Source organism: Chryseobacterium caseinilyticum, from assembly GCF_014837145.1.
GTDB lineage: Bacteria > Bacteroidota > Bacteroidia > Flavobacteriales > Weeksellaceae > Chryseobacterium > Chryseobacterium caseinilyticum.
In genome coordinates, this window is sequence record NZ_JACYFS010000001.1 from 1,459,774 (window position 1) to 1,480,826 (window position 21,053).

A 21,053-nucleotide genomic window follows, 5' to 3' on the forward strand; every position below is an offset into this window, starting at 1 on the left:
ATTTCAGGATGACAGAGCGTGTGCATATTTTTCTAAATCACCGAAATACATCGTCGCTCGGTGTTAATCTGTGAAATCTGTGGGAAAACAAAACTTTAGGGATAAATTTTCGCACTCTCCCACCCGATCAGCAACTGCTTTCTATCACTTCCCCACATGTAACCTCCGATTTTACCACTTGATTGTATCACACGGTGACAGGGAATTAAAAACGCTACAGGATTGCTCCCAATCGCAGCACCAACCGCTCTTGACGCATTAGGATTTCCCACTTCCTGAGCCAGACTTCCGTAAGTAGACAATTTTCCCATCGGAATTTTGAGCAGACTTTCCCAAACCTTTAACTGGAAATCAGTTCCTTTTAAATGGAGTTTTACCGTTTCTAAATTTCCCCAGTCTTTATTAAAAATTGACAGTGCATTTTTCTGGAAATCATCCTGTTTTTCTGAAAATTCTGCGTTGGGAAATCTTAGTTTTAAATCTGAAAAAGCTTTCATTTTATCATCATCAAAAGCAATGTAGCAAACGCCTTTTTCTGTGGAAGCCGAAATTAAATTTCCAAAAAGACTTTCTGAGAAACTATACTTAATTTTTAAATTTTTCCCGCCATTTTTGTATTCTGCCGGTGACATTCCTTCAATCTTCACAAACAAATCGTGAAGTCGGCTTGTACTGGACAAACCTGTTTCTAATGTCGTATCAAAAAGGCTTGTTTTTTCTTCTTTTAAAAGACTTTTAGCATGATTTAAACTGATAAACTGCAGAAATTTTTTCGGACTCGTTCCTGCCCAATCCGTAAACATCTTTTGGAAATGTGCAGGACTTAAACCAACAAATTCCGCGACCTCATCCAGATTCGGCTGAAGCTGAAAATGATTCTTAATATAATCTATTGCCTTTGCAATTCTCTGATAATCTAAAATGTGTTGGGCAGACATGCTTTTTTTATTTAAAACAAATTTCAGAAGAAAATTCCGAAGAAAAAATCCGTTTCCTGCGGAATTTTGGTTGAGGCTGAGATAAAGGTTAAAAATACAGAATGAATATTTTAATCCTTACATTATATGTAAAGAATAATACAACATTTCGGTGCGTCGCACCTCATATTCATTTTGTAAGAATATAGTTCTACCGATATTCCTCAGCTTCGCTGCTCTCTCAAAAAACAAAATTAAAGTTATACCTCTTTCTCTTTTTCAACCTCAACCTCGACCTCAACCTCAACCTCGACCTTATCCTTAACCTTAATCTCAAAATCCCTACCTTTGCCAAAACAGAAAATATGTCATTAAAAGCTGTGCTGTTCGATATGGATGGCGTAATTGTGGACACAGAACCGCTGCACAGAAAAGCCTATTTTAAAACCTTTGATCAGCTTGAAATTCCCGTTTCAGAGGAACTGTACACTTCATTTACCGGAGCTTCCACCAAAAAAGTTTTCGAAACTTTAATCAGTCAGTTCAGTCTTTCTCACAGTCACGAAGAATCCTCAGCAATCAAAAGAGCGCATTTCAAAGATTACTTTTACAATGACGAAGATTTTGATTTGATTTCCGGCGTGCGACAACTGATCGAGCATTATTACGACAACGGAATTACTTTAATTTTAGCTTCATCCGCAACGATGACCACGATAAATATGGTTTTCGATAAATTCGGACTGGAAAAATACTTCAGCGGAAAAATAAGCGGTGCCGACCTGAAAGAGTCAAAACCTCATCCAGAAATTTTCCTGAAAGCAGCAGAAATGGCGGGTCAACCCATCGAAAACTGCATGGTGATCGAAGATTCCACCAACGGAATTCTCGCCGCTCACCGGGCTGGAATATTCTGTGCAGCCTACAAAAGTTTTCATACACACAATCAGGATTACAGTCTGGCGAATATTATTGTTTCAGATTATACTGAACTGGAAGTTGATAAAATTTCGAAATTCTTTTAAATACAGGACTCCCAAAATTGGGAGCCCTTTTTATTAAGATTCAATGCCAAATAATTCTAATATATCTGAAAAAGGAATCAAAAAACTTTTTAATTATATCTTCACCTTTTACTATTTGTCCAGATGCCAATTATTTGTTTGTTTTAATACTTGACTTTTAATTCAGAAATCAATTCCAAACCTGAGTTTTTAATTCCTCTTTCGATTTCTCTTTTATCTGTATTTAGTCCGTTCAAACTTTTGTCTGGTCTGTATATAACAACGTCAAAAATATATTTATTGTTTGGATCTAGCCATTCGTCTACATTAATCAACTTTCCATTTATTTTAACATAAATCCTGCGCCAATCTTTTTCAATCACTGCCGAAGATGAATTTAGTTTATTAAATACAATGTCTCCATTTTCAGATTTCCAGTACATTTCCTGTAAATCACCGTAACGATCTTCAATTTCCATCATTCGTAGATTATAACTTATGAAGAAAACTAAAAAAACAGATAAGATTAAGACTCTTTTTAGAATCCATTTCGTTCTCCTGTTAAATTTAGGTGTTGTCATATTTTTTTTGTTCTGAAAAATTTAAAAATCATCCGATTATTTAAAATAAAAATTCTTTCGAGACTTTAACATGCAATTACTTGCAAAATTCCCTACCGACCAAACATCTGTTTGCAGATTGTATTTTATTAATATTGAATTTGACTGATTCTTGTAGTGTCGCTAGCCACCCAAACATTGTTTTTCAAATGGTACACAACATCAAATTTTTCAATTTTTTTATACTTTTTCCTGTTTTTTGAAATTCCACTTTTATATTCGTAATTAAAAATTATTGAGTTTTCTGTTGTCTTAAAAGTAGATTCTAAGGTACAAGCCAACCATTTTTTGCCATTTGTTTCGCACATCCCGTTAAATACACTTTTAATAATTGGGTTTAAATTTTCCTGAGGCGTAACTTCTTTAAAAAAATATAATTGTGTTGAGCAAAACGCAGAACCAGTTCCACAACTTTTTATGTAAAAGTAATCATTAATTTTTCCAAATCCATCAAACTTATTATTCCAACAACATAGGTAAAAACCATTAACATATCTTTCGCTTTTTATAATTTTTCCTTTAGACCCTACTTCAATAATAAATTGTGAAGGTGATAATTTTTTATTTGTGATATCGTTCAAATACAAAATATAGTTTGGACTATTTAATTTCCTGTAATATTTACCAATTGTGTCACTTTGTTTCAGTTGCTTGTATTCAAAATCAATTGTGTCATTTTTATTCAATTCCAATAGTAAATTTTCTCAACTTTTTATAGAAACGTAACCAGAATCACTATCAAATGTATTAGTCTCAAAATCATTGTTATTTTTTCGGAATGATTGATTTGACATAAAAATTATTGTAAAAAAAGATAGAAATATTATTAAAGAAGTTTTTTTCATAGTATGTCTTCCAACCTGTTTACAGGAGAAACAAACTTTCGCAAATACATAATGAATTGTGTAAATTGACGAAGTTTATTTCGTTTTCATTTCTTTCAAAGATAATTATATTTCACACATATGTAGATTTTCCACCAAAAATATCAGATATCCAGTTTCAAAAAAAATAGCCGTCAAACTGACGGCTATAGTATTTAAAAATCTGTAATTTAATTAGATTAATATCCAAGAATCTTCAGAATATCCTCAGGCCCCTGTCTTTCTCTGAAAATCTCATATTGGAACTCACCATTTTCATCCTTTTGAATCAGAATATGTCTCGGCTGAGGCATCAGACAGTGATGGACACCGCCATAACCGCCAATTGTTTCCTGGTATGCTCCCGTGTGGAAAAACCCGATGTACAGAGGTTTTGTGTCGCTGAAAACAGGCAGATAAATGGTGTTGGTATGCTGTTCGGAATTGTAATAATCGTCAGAATCACATGTTAATCCACCGAGGAAAACCCTTTCGTAGGAATCGTCCCAACGGTTGAGGGGAAGCATAATAAAGTGTCTTGAAATTGCCCAGGTATCAGGAAGCGTGGTCATGAAAGATGAATCTATCATATTCCATTTTTCTCTGTCGTTCTGGCGTTTCTGAGAAATAATCTTGTAAAGATTTGCACCACTTTCTCCTACGGTAAAACTTCCGAATTCGGTGTAGATATTTGGCTCTTCTACCCCTTCCTCTTCACAGAATTTTTTGATCTGAGAAACGATCTCTTCCACCATGTACTGGTAATCGTAATCGAAATTTAAAGAAGTTTTAATTGGGAAACCGCCACCGATATTGAGTGAATTCACTTCCGGAGCGATCTTTTTCAAACGTGCATAAACACGGAGACATTTGTACAGTTCGTTCCAGTAATAAGCCGTATCTTTAATTCCGGTATTGATGAAGAAGTGCAGCATTTTCAGTCTTGCATTCGGATGTTCCGCAATTTTCTGACTGTAATATGGGATAATATCCTTGTATCCGATTCCGAGTCTTGAAGTATAGAATTCGAACTTCGGTTCTTCCTCAGAAGCGATTCTGATTCCGATATCGAAGGTTTTGTCGATGCTTTCTGTGAGTTTATCCAGTTCACGGTAATTATCCAGAATGGGCGTAATATTTTCGAAACCACTATTGATCATGTCCGAAATTTTCGCGAGATAATCGTCGGTTTTAAAGCCGTTGCAGATTACTTCGATGCTTTTTTCCACTTTTCCTTCATTGAAAAGAGATTTTACGATGTCCATATCGTAGGCTGAAGAAGTTTCGATGGAAATATCGTTTTTCAGGGCTTCTTCAATTACAAATTTGAAGTGACTGGATTTTGTGCAGTAGCAGTATCTGTAGTTTTTTTTGTAGTCGATTTTCTCAAAAGCTTCTTTAAACCAGCCTTTTGCTTTCTGTATATTCTGAGAAATCTTCGGGAGGTAACTTACCTTAAGAGGCGTTCCAAACTTCTCAACAACGTCCATCAGAGGAATGTCGTGAAAAGACAAATTGTTCTCAGAAACATTGAATTCTTCGGTTGGGAAGTACAATGTCTGATCAATAAGTTCCGAGTACTTTATTTTCATTTTCTAGCAAGTGAATTAAGAATGCAAAATTGCTAAAAAAGTTTGATTTTACGGTTTTAAATTTTCTTAAAGTTTCAGCCGGATCAAAATTAGCGTCATTGTTTCTGTCAATATAAAATTACAGATAATCCTTTCCTACAAACACCAGCAGATCTCCTTTCTCATACGTTACTGAAACTTCATCTTCAGACGCAAAATTCCGAGTGCCTATTCTTGAGGTAATATTCAGATTTTCATTATCTAACGTCCAGTTCAGACCTTTGGTAGTCACATTTTCAGCTGTAGGAAATGGATACAGTGAAACCAGTTTGCCTTTTACATTTTTTAAAGTAAAGGATTGGGGAATAAAAAAATATTCAGAAAACTCATCGTAAAATGTGATGTTTAGATTCTCTTTAAATGAGTAAGCCACCGTCAGATTTCCCAAAAAATGATCCTGTTCGCCACCGCTCCCTCCAAAAACATCGATATTTTCAAAACCTTTTTCAGCAATAATTTCTAAGGCTTTATGAAAATCTGTTTTTTCCTGATCGGGCGTGTAAATAAATTTGTCTTCATACAGATTCTCGTCTGATCCGGAATGCGAATCAAAATCACCGGAAATGAAATCTAAATTCTCCATCGGAAAATTTAAATCTTTCAGATAATGGAAGGCACCGTCGGTACAGGCGATCAATGAATAAATATCTAAATCGGGGAGCGATTTTGGGGCATCGCCGTTGATGAAAAGCAGACATTTTCCTTTCCTTAAATCCCTCTCCGAAAGAAAGGGATTTTCACTATTATTATAATCAGAATTACTTGACATATTTTTTTATCTCTTCATTGACATCCCTTTCGTAGAACGTAAATATTTAGTAAAAACTTACATTTTGTTTATTTGGCTCTTTTTACTTTTTACTTGGCTCTTCCGACTAACCTCTTTCACTCGGATTCCAGTATTCTTCCGGCTCACTGTTGATTTTGGAAATGTATCTCGCCAAGACGAAAAGATAATCTGAAAGTCGATTAAGATATTTGATTAATTCTGGACGCACTTCTTCAGATTCATTTAAGAAAACCAACGAACGTTCTGCTCTTCTGCAAATTGTTCTCGCTGCGTGTAAAAAAGTTGCTGACTTTCCGCCGCCTGGAAGAATGAAAAACTGAAGCGGCTCGAGTTTTTCTTCAAAAGCATCCATCCAGTTTTCGAGTTCTTCGATTTCGCTGTCTGAAATAATTAACGGGAGTCGGGATTTACCGTTGGCGAGCATGAGTTTATCCACCGGAGTTGCTGCTTCGGAACCTACAGTAAACAAATCAAACTGAATTTTTTTGAGCTGTTTTAAAACTTCCTCATCCGTAATATAACTTTTTGAAATTCCGATAAATGAGTTGAGTTCATCGATATTTCCGTAGCTGTCTACTCTTGCGCTGGCTTTTGAAACTCTCGTTCCGCCGTATAAAGCGGTCTGGCCTTTATCTCCTGTTTTGGTGTAAATTTTCATCTGTAAAATAAGTTGTTTTAAATGACAAAAGTAATGATGGCATTTTCAATTCACTAAAGTAGTTTATTTTGCAAAAAGTAAAAAATGAAAATCACCAGTTCTGAAAAAACACAATCCCTTAGCCCGGATAGGAACGGCATCCTTTTGTGATGAGGAACGAAGAGCAAAAGATACAGTGGATAGCCGGATTAGCTCCTGAAAAAATTAGTCACTACTGTTGCCCATTGCACATAAAAAAGACCAACCTGTAACAGATTGGTCAGATTCAAAATTATCTTTAATGACAACTTCCATAGGCTGGATTTCTGTTATCAACTTCACAATAACGTGAGGAAATATATTTTATTTTCTGGAAATTTTAAATATTTTAAATCTTAAAAATCCTACTGACAAACTGTTGTCACAATCACCTCTTACCTTTGTCTTAACATTAACAAACAAAACAATACGTTATGACAACTACAGCAACAGCAACTACACAGTTTATCTCATCAGCACAGCTTTTGGAGCACTGGCAGGGACACAGAAACCTGACAAGAAGAGTGATTGAAATGTTTCCTGAAAAAGAATTATTTGAGTTCTCGATCGGCGGAATGAGACCGTTTGCAAAACTGGCAGTGGAATTGGTCAGCATCGCAGGTCCGGCATTAAAAGGCATCGTTGAAGGTCAGGTGGAGGAGTTTTCTGAGGAAGCTTTTCAGCCGAAAACTAAGGAAGAACTTTTGGCGAAATGGGATTCTGAAACGGAAGTGATTAATCAGTATTTCAGTCAGATTTCTGAGGAGAGATTTCAGGAAACGTTTAATTTATTCGGTCAGTACGAGTTTCCGGTGTATCAGAATATTCTTTATTTTGTGGATAATGAGGTGCATCACCGTGGGCAGGGATTTGTGTATCTGAGAGCGCTGGGAATTGAGCCGCCGTTTTTCTGGGAAAGATTTTAGGCATCTTTGATGCTTTTTTTTGGTCTCCCGCAGATTTTTCAGATGGAGCAGATTAAAATCTGTGCGAATCTGTTAAATCTGTGGGAGTTTTTTTTTGCATTGACATAATTTTTTTGACACATAAGTCACATAAGTTTTCAGTCGACAGCTTTGAAAACATTTTAGAACACATGAGTTTGAAAATCGAAGATTTTCATTTACTGTCTGTAGAAATCGCTGGAATCTGTGCGAGTTTGTTTTGCGCACGGATTACACGGATTTACACAGATAATTGTGGGTGAAATCATTGTGAAAGAATTTTTCTCCTGCGGATTTCGCAGATGGAGCAGATTGAATTTAAAATCTATGAGGATCTGTGGAATCTGTGAGAGATTTTTTTGCGCACAGATTACACAGATTTACACAGATGATTGCGAATTAATTTTGGTGAAATAATTTTTCTCTCGCAGATTTGGTTACCAGGGATGCTTAAATTAATTTGTGAGGTCAGAGGTTTTTTGAAACTTTGGTGATCAGATCCTGCATGGTGGTTTTTAGGAATTCTGGTTCGATGATCTGGGCGTAATCGAAAAATGTGATCAGCCAGCGGGGGAAACCTTCGTCAATCCATTCGGTTTCGAAGGTCATTTCGGTGCCGTTTTCGGTTTCTTTTTCGTCGGTTAAGCCGTAATAAATCTTGGAATTGTTCAAGTGCCCGATAATTTTTTTGTCTACCAAAAGCCTGACGATGGTTTTATTTCCGTTCGGGCTCTGGCGGTAGTCGTTGATTTGTCCGTACTCCTGCAGAAAAGGATTCTGGGTTTTGGTAATACTTAAAATCCGGTCGATTCTAAACTGCCTGAAATCATTTCTCAGTGTACAGTACGCAATCATGTACCAATAGCTGAATTCAAAAAAAACACCTACCACTTCGAGGTTTCTTGTTGAGATTCTGTCGTTAACCGTTTTGTACTCAATTAAAATCTGCTGTTTTTCTGCAATACTTTCCAGGATTGTTGGAATAATATTTTTTATCGTGTCTTCCTTTTTTGGATTGTAATTGTAAATACCAATCTGATTTTCAATATTCTGAATTAAGTTTTTATCTGAATTTCTTAAGACCGAACGTACCTTTTCCATGGCGGTCTGGTAGTGGTTTCCCAAACTTTCATGCGAAAATTTCTGCATCAGTTTTTCGGCCGTGATAAAACTTAAAACCTCTTCTTTGGTAAACATCACAGGCGGAAGTTTGTAGCCTTCCATCAGAGAATAACCGCTTCCCGCTTCACCCACAATCGGAATTCCTGCGTTTTCCAAAGTTTTTACATCACGGTAAATTGTTCTTACGCTCACTTCAAATTTTTCGGCCAAATCCTGAGCTCGTACAATCGGTTTTGACTGTAGTTGCGTGAGAATTGCGGTGACGCGGTCGAGTTTTTTGAGGTAATGATCGTTCATTGAGTGGGAGAGTTGGAGTGTTTTAGCGTTTTAGCGTTTTAGCAAAATTAATTCTTAATTTTTAGATTAATTATCCTTAAACGTATTCATCAGTTTATCGAGATTCAAACTCCTTGCAGAAGCATCAAAAATTTCTCTATACGTTCCGTTTAATTGCACCAGTTCATCATGCGTTCCGCTTTCAACGACGTGGCCTTTTTTCATCACATAAATTTTATCTGAATCTAAAATCTGGGAAAGCGAGTGCGAAATAATCACCACCGTTCGTCCTTCTTTGATCGCATCTAAAGAGTTTTTAATCTGTTCAGTGGCAATCGCATCCAAACTGGCAGTTGGCTCATCCAGAAATATAACGGGTGGATTTTTTAAAAATAATCTGGCAATCGCAATTCTCTGTTGCTGTCCGCCCGAAAGTTGGGTCGCATCATGCTGGTATTTTTCGGGTAAATCTAAAATCTGATCGTGGAGATAGGCTTTTTTAGCGGCTTCTTCAATTTCCTCAAAACCTGCATTCATATTTCCGTACCGGATATTGTCTTCAATACTTCCCTGAAAAATATGGTTCTTCTGCAAAACCAAACCAATATCATTTCGCAGATAAGCATTGTCGTACTGATTCAGATTGATTCCATCCAATAAAATTTCGCCAGTATCGGGAAGATAAAATTTACATAAAAGATTGATGATAGTGGACTTTCCGGCTCCGCTTAAGCCCACCAAAGCTGTAGTTTTTCCATTTTCAATGGCCATGGAAACATTGTGTAAAGCCTGAGTTCCGTTTGGATAGGTGAAATTGACGTTTTTGAGCTCAAAATTTTCAGAAGTCATGGCTTCTTTCAGCGTTCCGTTGGGCTCGGCTTCTTCGTCAGCATTTAAAATTTCAAAATAACCTTCCGCGTAAATCATCGCATCATTCATGTCGTCATAAATTCTGTGAAGCTGTCTGATCGGCGAAGAAACGTTGTTGAACAACATGATGTGAAGCATGATAGCGCCCAAAGTCATTTGCTGATTCAAAACCAAATAAACCGTCAGTAAAATAATCAAAACCACACCAATCTGCTCGATGAATGTCTTTAAACCTTCGTAGATAAAACTGGTTTTTCTGGTGTACATCTGGCTGTCCATGAGTTGCATCTGCAGATCAAACTGTTTTTTGCCTTCAAATTTTTCACGTACGAAACTTTTGATCACCAAAATGGAATTGATTAAATTTAATAATCCAGAAGTCTTCTGTTCGCGCTGGTTCCGAAGCTGTCTTCTTACGCCACCCAGTTTTTTTGCCTGCATGGAAGTGACATAAAAATAAATCGGGACAATAATTGTGGAAACCAAACCGACATACACATTCTGCATGTACATAATCACCAAAGCAATAATCGCATTGGAAAACATGGGCAAAATATCGATGAAAAAGTTCTGAACAAGCTTCGTTAAACTTTCAATTCCACGGTCGATTCTGGTCTGTAATTTTCCGGAGGCGTGGTTTTCATCACTGAAGTAGGCAACTTTGTACGTTAAAATTTTATCAATCGCAGATTGCGCCAAAACCGAACTTACATTAATTCTGATTTTCTCACCATAAAATTTCTGTCCGAAACTTATAAAAATATTGGCAATTTCTTTTCCTAAAAGTATAGCCGAAATAATTAAAAGCACATGAATTCCCTCCGACATCGGACTGGGAAGTTTGGTTAATTTCTCCACTTCGTCAACCGTATATTTTAAAACTACCGCATTGACCTGAGCTGTAATTGCACCTAAAAAAGTAAGAAATAAAGTTCCGTAAATCATCAGCCGATACGGCTTAATGAAAGGTTTCAGCTGTCTGTAAATCCCGAAAATACTGAGTGCTCTTGTGAAAGGTTTTGCCATGAATTGGTTTTAAATGAAAAACGTACCGTTTCTGTGAGAAAAGGTACGTTTTAAAATATTTTTTGGCAAGGATTTTTAAAACATTAAGCGAATTATGTTGTTAAGCATAAAAGTGCTTTTGATTTGTTAAGTTGTACTGAAGTAAATCATTAAGCGAAATGTTTAATTTAAATTATATCTTTCAGACTTCCATTGTCGTTGATGTATATAAATTGATGATTTTTATCTACTATTTTTCCACCCGCATCAATAAATGTCCCCCACATAGAACACCAATCTTCAATATCATTTTCTTTTGGAGTGTCCCAACGAATAAAAGTTGAAAGTTCATGATCCTGTAAATCAATTATTACCCCATATTCATTATCCAAAAAGACTTTGGTTCCAACTGAAAATTGTTCGTAAAAATTAATATCACTCATTTTTTTTATCCCTCAAAAACATAAGTCGTCAGATAATGCAGTTCAGACTTACTTGCTGCTTTTGAATCGGCTTCTGCCTGTTCTAATGAATAGTTTGAATTGATTTCTTTCTTTTGGAAGACAAAAGAATTGTTGGCATTTTTATCGACAACGTCAGCAAAAATATGCTGTATATCTGAATTTCCCAATGACGCAAAACTGATGTCTTCAAAACCATGCATCAGTCTTAAATCATCGAACTGACCAAAATTGTCGTTTACAAAACCCTGAAGCTGAGATTTGGAATCAAAATTCCCTGCCCAAATATTGTAGGCATACGTTTTCTTGCTTGGCTTGTCGAAAATACTTTGGTAGACGAAGTTTTCACCCAAATACGCTTCACGTACCTGCGGATCATTTGCGAGTTCTTCAGGTAAACCTTCTTTCAGAATTTTGCCTTCAAACATAATGTAGGTTTTGTTGGTAATCGCCAAAGTCTGCTGTACGTTGTGATCGGTGATCAGAATTCCGATGTTTTTATCGGTTAAACTTCTTACAATTTTCTGAATATCTTCCACTGCAATCGGGTCAACTCCGGCGAAAGGTTCATCCAAAAGAATGAAACTCGGATCGGTTGCAAGACATCTTGCGATTTCAGTTCTACGTCTTTCACCACCGGAAAGTAAATCACCACGGTTTTTTCTCACATGTTGAAGTGAAAACTCTTCAATCAGCTCATCACATTTGATTTGCTGCTGCTTTTTTGAAAGTTTGGTAAGCTGCAGAACACCCAGAATATTGTCTTCCACCGACAGTTTCCTGAAAACGGAAGCTTCCTGAGCAAGATAACCTATTCCCTTTTGGGCACGGCGGTACATGGCATTGGTGGTAATTTCCTGTTTGTCGAGAAAAATTTTTCCCGAAGTAGGCTTAACCAAACCAACAATCATATAAAATGAGGTCGTTTTTCCGGCACCGTTCGGGCCGAGCAAACCTACAATTTCTCCCTGCTGAACCTGTACAGAAACGCCTTTTACTACTTTTTTTGGACCGTATTCTTTGATTAAGTTTTCTCCGCGTAAAATCATAAAGGCAAAGATAAAGTTTTTTTGAATTGAAATGACAGGTGTTTAAGTTTCCTGATGTTAATGATGACTGTTTGTGCTTCTGTAGTACTACGTTATGCTGTATCTGTAATGATTGATTTTACGTTTGCTTACAAATGCTCATCAAACGGTCAGCGAGTCCCACTTTTTAATGCTTAATAAATTTTGAATATCTTTTTTAAGGGGGACACTTACCGTAAGAATTTAAAATGATATTCTTTTCCATCAGTGCTTTTGTACAGGACATGGTACCTGTAAAAGTTGGGCTGCAGATTTAACTTATTTATTTCAGATCGTATGCTTTGAGCTTTATCCTTTAAAGAAATTGTATCTGCATGACCGGGAATCCCATTAACAACAACAGTATAAGTTGTGGTATCTTTTGGATGCGTCATATTATATTTCGGTTCTCTCCACACATCCTTTGCCTGAGTATCTTTTTTAATCTTTTCGAATAATACTTTTTCATTGAGTGTCATCTCTCCATCACCAGGAGTTGTAAGCCATAAAACTATTAGAAATCCGTATCTGACCAGCAAAACAATAAAGATTAGGAGGAATGTAAAAATGATCAATTTCTTTTTTTTCATCAGCTTGAGTTTAAGTTTTAATAATTTAAATTAAACAAAAATATACCCTTGATTATAATTCTGAATTGTTCGGAAAAAAATTTGAAATTAATTTTAGTGGTATACTGTCACATTTTTATTCTTGGGGAATCTTTACGGTATGTCTTAATAATTTTACCATCACCACCATTTAAAACAAAGCCTTGGGTATATGGCTTTTCTACATTTTTTACTACCCATTCGATTGTATAAGTATATATTTTTTGTTGATCGTCATAAGAACGTTTTAATGAACCAGACTTACTAAGATCACCATTATTTTTTTTACTGAAAAGAATTACATCATTAATAGAAAATGGATAGTTGATATCCTTATTTTCCTGATCTATTATTTCACCTTTGCGATTGTATTTTTTCCAAATGCCTGTTTCGATATCATCAAAATATCTCTCATACCCTGTTAAAAAACCGTCCTTATTAAAAATATAAGAATCCGTAAATCCATCTGGGAATTTCTCACTATGTAAATATTCTATAACATATTTTGGATTATATTCTCCTCCAAAATGTTGATCATCCAACATGTAGTTTTGTTTTACTTCAACATTTTCTTTGGTTTTGTAACCTGTATAATCAGGGTTTGCTTTTAGCTTCTTTTCGTACTCAGGAATATTAAATATTTTCACAGTCATCTTTTTTTCGTTAATTTTAGTAACTCCCTTTCCCGACTCTGTCAAATCTTGACTTTTTGAATTACAAGATAAAGTCAACATTATTATGCTGAAAAGATAGTAGTAAGCATTCATTATAATTGTTTTTTATTAAATCCCACTGCCATTTATTCGGTTCAGTTTTGTGAAGAAAAAATAAGATATTTTGTTGAGGTAGTGCCATTACTCTCTGTAATTTTTTCGGAAGATTACCAATGTTTGACAAATTTTACTGCTCTGCCTGATATTATTTAGAAAGTGATCAAATTGCCTGAATTCAATTCCCTTTATTGAGAAAAATCTACTAACTTTTGAATATGCAAAAATACTTTGAAAAACAAATTTGGGAGTTATGTTTAACATAGTTTTTTAGCATCACTAATTTATGACTAGAGATAACTGTGCAATATGTTTTTGTTAATTTTATTATTTACAAAATTATTCTTGGTATCCCTTTTCGTTCCTGTTCTAAGATTTTACCATCAGCAGCGTCTAAAGTGTATATTTGTGCATGTGGATCTTTGTTATTACGGAGGTAGAGCTCCACGTTATAAACGTATTTTTTGTGCGTTTGACTGAAATTACGGGAAAACGTACCGCCACCTTTAATCGAATCCCTACCTTTTTTATTTGCAAATTCTATCACCTTCAGTAATGAAAAAGGATAATTTTCATCTTTATTAATCTCACTAATAATAAATCCATCTCTATCGTATTTTTTCCATACTCCATATTCAATTTCCGAGAAATGGAACTCAGTTTCTTTAATTTTTCCATCTTGATAAAAACTATAGAAAGTAATAAATCCATTTTTGTCTGTCTCTTTCTCTATATATGAATCTACGTACTTTTGTTCATAGGCTTTAAAATCGTACTCTTCTTTCAAAATATAATATTGTTCAACCTCTGTTTTATCACTCGCCCTGATAAAGCTTTGATAAGTAGGATTTTCAGATATTTGTTTTTCGTATTTCTTAATATCAAATTTTTTGTCGCTGTAATTATCTCTCTTTTTCATTTGCTCTTTTTTTTCCAAACTGATAGTATTTGTTTGCCCATTTATGGTATTTTTCTCACACGACATTAATATGAAAATTACTGTAATCTTTATGGTAATATATTTTTTAAAATCTGCCATTGCCATCTGTATGTTTGTTTTGCTGTTATATTAGTCTCTGAGTCACTATAGTCCATTATATTATCTGTTTCAAATTGTTTGAAACCATATTTACTTTTTTCATCAAAAGTATGGTGAAGACCCATAGCATGTAAAAGCTCATGCATTGCTGTGCTCTTGGCTAAATGAGCTGCTTCTGGTCTTTTTAAAGCAAATTTTTTCTGATCGAAGATGATAACGCTAGGTAAAACTGCAGATTTCAAAATTTTTTTATCCGGAATATATTCTACCTGACCCAATAAAAATCCCTTTTCATTACATGAAAAATCTTCACAGATATCTGTGGAAAAAAATAGCCGAAATGAGTCATCAAAAAATCCATTGTTTTTAGCACCATGCAAGTTTACTTTATCTCGTAGTTTTTTATTGAGTATATCATATGTATCAGTGTTTTGGAGAAAGTACTTTCCCAAATCAACTTTTGGATTAATGCTTATTGAACTATATTGAAAAGTTGGAATAATATAAGATTGTCGCAGAATTTTTTCTAAGAAATTCGTTTCTACAGATAAATTTGGTTTTTCCTTTCCTTTAATTATACTAACCAATGTAACTTTGATTTCCCGCTGATTGGATGTGCTATTTTTCACAACTATTAACTTTCCCACATCTTTTCCTTCTCCATTTTTATATGCTTTTATAATTATTTCCTGATCACTTATAAATTCATTCGTGCAGGTAATATCCAAACACTGATCTACCGTATGTTTACCCACAGATAAAGGAAGTGGCTTAAGTATTTTGACAGTAAAATAATCAGTATGATATTCTACCTCAAATTTTTCAGGCTCTTCTTCAATCTCTATTTTTAACTGTAATTTAGCTGTATAACTCGGCAGTAATGAAAGGTATGGAACAACATAATAAAATGGATACCTCCCATTTTTCTTCCAGGACACAATCATTTTTCTGAATTCTGATGTCACTAATCTGTCATATTCTGAAGTTTTATTATGAAAGGTGGGATTGCAGTAATCAAATCCATATTTCGTCTTTGGGTAGGTATAATTTCCCATGATATCTCGATACCATTTTTTGTCACCAGCCTGCCCCGTATCACCTACCCTTACCCAATCAAAACCGTATTCGCCATGCCAATTGTTATGAGGTCTGAATTGTATCAGGCATTTAGCTGTGATTTCCCCGGCAGGGGGTTTGGATGGATTACCATCTTTCTTAATTAATTTTTCACTTTTTTCAGAATGATATTCATCAGAGTATTCGTTGATATGCGACTCGGAATAATAGGTAAAATCTTCTCCTATACTTTCGAATATCTTTCCCTGAACAATTCTTATTCTACTCATTAATCTTTATTTATAATTTGTGTTTTTTATTATATAAATGTTTTACCAGAAGGTAAATTGGAAATTCAAAAAAAATGATTTAAAAAGACTTGAAGAATAAGACAATCAGTTTTTAAACTCAGTTTTTTTTGTCATTTTATTGTTTTTATAAATCAGAATATCCTGAAGTTTTTCAGTTCCGCTAATTCTATATCTTATTTTAGCTACCAAATCTTTTTCTGAACCTTCAATTCCGCCAAATTCATTTTCTTCTGCAGCCCTACGAATTTCATCAGCATATCCACCCACAGTTTTTTTCCTGTAGAAAAAACAGGTTATCTCTTTATTACCAGTACTTGATTGCTGTGAAAGATCAGCAAACGATTTTAACTGATTAGTAAGGTCTTCATCAGTCAAATTACTGTAATCTGAAATTTCAAAATACTTAAAATTAAATTCTGACCTCTGATTAAATTCCGAGTCTATAGATTGAATGTTGGCTTTTTTCATCGATGTCTTGCATTGAATAACTGTGAAAAATGTTATGATTAAAAAAAAATATTTCATTTTGATGTATTGAAATTAAACAAATCCCGAGATAGTACCTTTCATATCAATTTTTGTAATAAAAGGCTTGTAACCTTTAAAATGCTGAAGAACGAACCATGCAAAAAATATGTTGTTGTCGTACTTTTGAATATCAGGATAATCTAAACCAAAGTGATCCCAATAAATGTACTGAAGCTCCATCTGATAATGATGATTGGTTTTTGTATATTTTTTTATAAAAACCTGGTACGCCCACACATCATTAATTGTAATTCCTAAACCACTGAACTTATCACTAAATCTTGGACTGCTCACATTATCTTCCACCAGCATCTCATATAAAATACCTTTGCCGTCATTTTTGATCTCAAGACCGGAAATTTCACCTTGATTCTCCCGTAAATAATCGCGGATATTTGAGTGAATGGCAGCAATAAAATTTATAGAATTCTGGTGCGCAATAACTGCTTTTGTAAGATCTGTATGAGTAAAATCTGCCCCAGTGTTTTCCCGCATCCTTTCGACCATGAGTTCAGCAACGGTTTGAATTTTCCCCATTGAAAAATATCCTATATCTCCTTTAAATATCTTAAAAAGATCATCTGCAGATTTTGCGTTATACTCTTTGATCTTATTGATTCTGAAATCTGCATCGCCGGATGCATTATCATTTCTGGAGCTCCAGTCGAGCCATCCATCCTGTTTTTCCGTATTATATGTTTCATTATACAGCTGTGTTCTGAGACGCTGGTATCCTGCTTCATCACTCGTATAATCGTTAAAAAGCATATCCGTTGCTGTCCCGGAATTATCTCTGTTTCTGCCTTTTCTTCTCGATCCCTGTAAAATAAGAATAGGATAATTATACGTTTTTTCTTCCGGCTTCGGAGGAGTTTCAGGATTTCCTGCTTCGTGAATAGAAGCCGCAGAGTTTTCTGCATATTGCATCGCTGCATTTTCAGAAATACCCGACTTTGAAAAGTAGGAAAGTTCACCTGTACTTTCGTGTATTTTCCCTTGCACAATCCTTGTACGGCTCATAATCTTTATATTTTAAACCTGCGATTTTTTATTAAATCCAACTGAGAAATAGGCTAAAAGCTCTTGCCTTTTTCTCCACTTCTGTTCTCAATACTGTTCTGAGCATGTTTCACTATTTTTCCGTTACTGGAAGTTTCTATGCCACCTTCACTATTCACCACGGTTTTCCCTTTGGCAGTTTCGCTGTAAAGATCTCCCTGAATCATCTCTGTAAGTTTCCCTGTAATAAACATACTCGTATCTCCCAACACAGAAGTCATTTTCATGGCTCCTACACTTTGGGTTGCATTCATTCCGATGCTTTGTGATCTGTTCATACCAACAGTATCAGACTGATCTCTGCCTACAGTGGTCGTCATATTTTCTCCGACATTAATAAACATATTCTTACAATTTAAAGTCATCGTCTCCGGAGCAGTAATGTTGATATTGCTTCCCGTTGTATCCAGATGAATCTCATTACCAGATTTATCAGTGATGATAATACTTTCGTCCTCTGTAAAAACTACTTTATGTCCACTTCTCGTCATAATAGATTTCACTCTGTTATCAGCAAAACCGCCTAAAGCTGTCCCGCCATGAAACATTCCACCCATCACAAAAGGCCGGTCTGGATGATTGTGAACGAAATTGACCATTACCTGATCGCCAACTTCCGGGATCGCAACGTAGCCCCGGTTTTGTGTAATCTGATCTGTACCTCCCGCATCAGGACTCATCATTCTGATGAAATTGGTAGTATCATTCATCTGCCAGTCAAATCTCACCTGCACTCTGCCCTGCCCTTCCGGATCTGTGTTTGAAATTACTGTAGCAATCTGTGGCTGAGCGATGGGAACTGTGAATTCGGGTTTTGGTAAGAAACCTGTATCTGCGGCAATACCCTGAAAACTTCCGCTGTAATGACCAATGGTATCAATATCGTGAGTCGTTTCAGTGATCATTATTTTGGTAAAATATGAGCTTTCGTTTGTATCAATTTTTCTCATCTGAATATCTGCAACACAGCCAGGATGAAGAAAAGGAACAGTGGTTTTCCCTGATACTGAAAAGACATTCACCGCCTCACTTCCTGACGTACTTCTTTGTGAATATTCCACATCAAGATTGGTGGATGCTTTAATTGGAGCTACCTGCAGCGAAGGTGTTTTAAAGATAGAATCGTTGTGCTGATATGCTGTTTTTGCCAAATCACCGACATGCTGAACGGGTGTTGCTCCCGAAGTTAATTTTTCGTTTTTACTGCTGTTGTAACCGTAGTACTTCGGTTTTGTATGCAAAGCTTTTAATTCTACTTCCACATCCTGAGCACTGCTTCCATAAATCAGTTTTACCGGAGCATTCTGCGGGGGAAGTTTGCCAAAATGCAGAACCTCACCGTCATAATAAAACTGTTCGCCATACGCTTCTGCCATTCTTGCCAGATAGTTGTAATGACTCTCATTATATTGGCTGGTGTACACAATTTGTGAATAATCGTTGGTATCAATTCTTACATCAAATTTACTTTTGTCTAAACCCTGTTGAATGACTTCATCAGCTATAATTCCGATGCTTGCAGACTTTCCGCCTCCAAAACTTTGAATGTGAGGTGCGCCATCCAGCAAAACCGTAGGGCTAAAACCTTTTAGTACAATATTTCCCAGACTCATTTGCTCCTGACTGAACGAAACTCCGGTAATCACGCCTACGAAAGTTCTTTCAGGACTGTTTTGAACATCTTTGTACGAAATAACGGCAGTTAATCTTTTTCCGAGAAACTCGTTGGCGTCTTCAAGAGTGTGGGTCTGTCTTCCTCCCAATGCATCATGAGCCAGAGTAATTTTAAATTCATGATGACGGTTGGCACTTTGCTTCAGGCTGAAATGTTTGTAATATTTGATCACTTTACCCTCAATAACCAAAGAAAGTTTTACAAGACGGTTAATACCGGTATGTTGATGGGCAGCTATATTTTCAGCATTTTGGGACGGACGGAAACCGCTCCCGTTTCTGTTTTCCGGATTTGTAGTCATAATAATGTGATTGTGTGATAATAAAGATAATTATTTTTCAGCAACATTTAAAAATTATACACAGACAATTTTTAGTTTTTAAAAAATATTAACATAAATTTGAATCTTACAGACAAAAAAGACTGCCTTTTTTAAATATGACAGTCTTCGTTCCCTTAATAACTATAAAACTCTGATTTTCTTTTAAGCGGATGGCCAAAGACCTGTATACGCAGAATTACCATAATTGATTGACTCTGCACTCACTACGAAACTGATGTACATGGAGTTTTCATCTGTTCCGTCAAAATCTACTTCGTGCTGGATAACATAACCGTTTTCCCAGTTTAAAGTGATCAACGTACCTTCTTCGTGAGATTTGTTGAAAGTGATTTCACCCGTTGTCGGTTTATATTTTCCGTTGAGTAAAGACTCCAGGATGTCAGATTTTTCTGTAGCTTCTACAGTTACTCTGATTAATGCGTTGGAAGGATCTGATGCTACTCTACCTGAAACATCAGTAGATCTCGAAACGCTGTAGTTCAGCTTTAATAATTTCTGTCCTTCGCCTCCGTTGAATTTTAAGATTCCTCTTGAATTAAGTGCCATAATGTAAATTTTTTAAAAATTAATATTTTGTGATCTGTTGCTTTTGGTATTCCAAAGATAGAACCACATTTTTAAAAATTCATCCTAAAAATCAAATATCTCAGATTTTGTAGTAGTTCTACGATTTTGTGTAGTAGTTCTACGACTGGCGATTCAAAATTTAAAATTCAAGGTTTAAGATTTGGGGTTCGGGATTCGGGGTTCGGGATTCGAGATTCGAGCTTCGGGATGCGGGATGCGGGACTCAAAATTTATATTGTGGTAAAAAAAGATATTTTTCAATTTTTATTGATTTGGATTAATTGAAAATAATTAACATCAAAAAAAGACTGTCAAAATAAATTGACAGTCCTGCTTTTGTATACATTAATACTGAAAAGTTGGTTTGCTTAGCTTGACGGCCAAAGACCTTCGTAAGCTGAATTACCATAATTGATTTGCTCTGCGCTCACTACGAAACTGATGTACATCGAGTTTTCATCTGTAGCGTCAAAATCTACCTCATGTTGAATCACATAACCATTTTCCCAGTTTAAAGTAATTAAAGTTCCTTCTTCGTGAGATTTGTTGAAAGTAATTTCTCCGGTTGTCGGCTTGTACTTTCCGTTAAGCAGAGATTCCAGAATGTCGGATTTCTCTGTGGCTTCCACTGTAATTTTGATAATTGCGTTGGACGGATCGGAAGCTACTCTACCAGAAACATCCGTAGATCTGGAAACACTGTAGTTCAGTTTTAATAATTTCTGTCCCTCGCCACCGTTGAATTTTAAGATTCCTCTTGAATTAAGTGCCATTTTGTAAATTTTTTTAAATTAAACTTTGTGGTTTTTTACATTTCGTATTTCAAAGATAGAATGTCTCAGAAAGATTTT

General features: G+C 35.5%; 20 protein-coding genes and 1 pseudogene. 2 read left to right on the forward strand and 19 right to left on the reverse strand.

Going from position 1 to position 21,053, the window contains the following annotated elements; genetic code table 11:
- Positions 1-95: 95 nt before the first annotated feature.
- The gene (locus IC610_RS07035) at positions 96-938 is read right to left on the reverse strand and encodes a bifunctional helix-turn-helix domain-containing protein/methylated-DNA--[protein]-cysteine S-methyltransferase (protein ID WP_191735830.1); all 843 of its coding nucleotides are present in this window, start codon (positions 936-938) and stop codon (positions 96-98) included.
- 344 nt (positions 939-1,282) lie between these two features.
- Between IC610_RS07035 and IC610_RS07040 the strand changes: the two genes are divergently transcribed.
- Complete coding sequence (locus IC610_RS07040) at positions 1,283-1,942, forward strand: HAD family hydrolase (protein WP_191735831.1); 660 nt, start codon at positions 1,283-1,285, stop codon at positions 1,940-1,942.
- 143 nt (positions 1,943-2,085) lie between these two features.
- On the opposite strand, the gene IC610_RS07045 is transcribed toward IC610_RS07040, so the two are convergent.
- From IC610_RS07045 to IC610_RS07065, 5 genes are all read right to left on the reverse strand, one after another.
- Positions 2,086-2,400 (reverse strand): hypothetical protein, encoded by a 315-nt coding sequence (locus IC610_RS07045; protein ID WP_191735832.1) that lies wholly within the window; start codon positions 2,398-2,400, stop codon positions 2,086-2,088.
- Positions 2,401-2,630: 230 nt separating this feature from the next.
- Positions 2,631-3,227 (reverse strand): hypothetical protein, encoded by a 597-nt coding sequence (locus tag IC610_RS07050; RefSeq protein WP_191735833.1) that lies wholly within the window; start codon positions 3,225-3,227, stop codon positions 2,631-2,633.
- Positions 3,228-3,604: 377 nt separating this feature from the next.
- Positions 3,605-4,996, reverse strand: a complete 1,392-nt coding sequence (locus IC610_RS07055) for a type III PLP-dependent enzyme domain-containing protein (protein ID WP_191735834.1) — start codon at positions 4,994-4,996, stop codon at positions 3,605-3,607.
- 118 nt (positions 4,997-5,114) lie between these two features.
- Positions 5,115-5,804 carry a thiamine diphosphokinase gene (locus IC610_RS07060; RefSeq protein WP_191735835.1) on the reverse strand — a complete coding sequence of 230 codons (690 nt, stop codon included), beginning with the start codon at positions 5,802-5,804 and terminating at the stop codon, positions 5,115-5,117.
- Positions 5,805-5,910: 106 nt separating this feature from the next.
- Positions 5,911-6,483, reverse strand: a complete 573-nt coding sequence (locus tag IC610_RS07065) for a cob(I)yrinic acid a,c-diamide adenosyltransferase (RefSeq protein ID WP_191735837.1) — start codon at positions 6,481-6,483, stop codon at positions 5,911-5,913.
- Positions 6,484-6,935: 452 nt separating this feature from the next.
- Here IC610_RS07065 and IC610_RS07070 point away from each other — a divergent pair, with 452 nt between their 5' ends.
- The gene (locus IC610_RS07070) at positions 6,936-7,427 is read left to right on the forward strand and encodes a DinB family protein (protein ID WP_191735839.1); all 492 of its coding nucleotides are present in this window, start codon (positions 6,936-6,938) and stop codon (positions 7,425-7,427) included.
- A 486-nt stretch (positions 7,428-7,913) separates the two neighbouring features.
- On the opposite strand, the gene IC610_RS07075 is transcribed toward IC610_RS07070, so the two are convergent.
- The 13 genes and pseudogenes from IC610_RS07075 to tssD (IC610_RS07135) all read right to left on the reverse strand — a co-directional run bounded on the left by IC610_RS07075 (position 7,914) and on the right by tssD (IC610_RS07135) (position 20,975).
- Positions 7,914-8,864: a helix-turn-helix transcriptional regulator gene (locus IC610_RS07075; protein WP_191735840.1), complete on the reverse strand. Its 951-nt coding sequence runs from the start codon at positions 8,862-8,864 to the stop codon at positions 7,914-7,916.
- A gap of 66 nt (positions 8,865-8,930) precedes the next feature.
- Positions 8,931-10,658: an ABC transporter ATP-binding protein gene (locus IC610_RS07080; RefSeq protein ID WP_228462882.1), complete on the reverse strand. Its 1,728-nt coding sequence runs from the start codon at positions 10,656-10,658 to the stop codon at positions 8,931-8,933.
- 248 nt (positions 10,659-10,906) lie between these two features.
- Complete coding sequence (locus tag IC610_RS07085; RefSeq protein ID WP_191735844.1) at positions 10,907-11,161, reverse strand: hypothetical protein; 255 nt, start codon at positions 11,159-11,161, stop codon at positions 10,907-10,909.
- Positions 11,162-11,502: 341 nt separating this feature from the next.
- Positions 11,503-12,228 (reverse strand): annotated as a pseudogene (lptB, locus tag IC610_RS07090) (LPS export ABC transporter ATP-binding protein); the annotation flags it as partial.
- A gap of 209 nt (positions 12,229-12,437) precedes the next feature.
- Entirely contained in the window at positions 12,438-12,836 is a 399-nt protein-coding gene (locus IC610_RS07095; protein WP_191735848.1) for a hypothetical protein, read from the reverse strand.
- 107 nt (positions 12,837-12,943) lie between these two features.
- Positions 12,944-13,621, reverse strand: coding sequence for a hypothetical protein (locus IC610_RS07100; RefSeq protein WP_191735850.1), 678 nt, complete (start codon positions 13,619-13,621; stop codon positions 12,944-12,946).
- 334 nt (positions 13,622-13,955) lie between these two features.
- A complete protein-coding gene (locus tag IC610_RS07105) occupies positions 13,956-14,669 on the reverse strand; it encodes a hypothetical protein (RefSeq protein WP_191735852.1) in 714 nt (237 codons plus the stop codon).
- Positions 14,633-16,009, reverse strand: coding sequence for a zinc metalloprotease (locus IC610_RS07110; RefSeq protein WP_191735854.1), 1,377 nt, complete (start codon positions 16,007-16,009; stop codon positions 14,633-14,635). Before IC610_RS07110 ends, IC610_RS07105 begins: the two co-directional genes overlap by 37 nt.
- A gap of 105 nt (positions 16,010-16,114) precedes the next feature.
- Complete coding sequence (locus IC610_RS07115; RefSeq protein ID WP_191735856.1) at positions 16,115-16,498, reverse strand: hypothetical protein; 384 nt, start codon at positions 16,496-16,498, stop codon at positions 16,115-16,117.
- Between the two features lie 72 nt (positions 16,499-16,570).
- Positions 16,571-17,578 (reverse strand): DUF3289 family protein, encoded by a 1,008-nt coding sequence (locus IC610_RS07120; RefSeq protein WP_191735858.1) that lies wholly within the window; start codon positions 17,576-17,578, stop codon positions 16,571-16,573.
- Between the two features lie 53 nt (positions 17,579-17,631).
- Entirely contained in the window at positions 17,632-19,593 is a 1,962-nt protein-coding gene (locus tag IC610_RS07125) for a type VI secretion system Vgr family protein (protein ID WP_191735860.1), read from the reverse strand.
- A gap of 183 nt (positions 19,594-19,776) precedes the next feature.
- Positions 19,777-20,181 (reverse strand): type VI secretion system tube protein TssD, encoded by a 405-nt coding sequence (tssD, locus tag IC610_RS07130; RefSeq protein ID WP_056081656.1) that lies wholly within the window; start codon positions 20,179-20,181, stop codon positions 19,777-19,779.
- 389 nt (positions 20,182-20,570) lie between these two features.
- Positions 20,571-20,975, reverse strand: coding sequence for a type VI secretion system tube protein TssD (tssD, locus tag IC610_RS07135; protein WP_056081657.1), 405 nt, complete (start codon positions 20,973-20,975; stop codon positions 20,571-20,573).
- Positions 20,976-21,053: the final 78 nt, after the last annotated feature.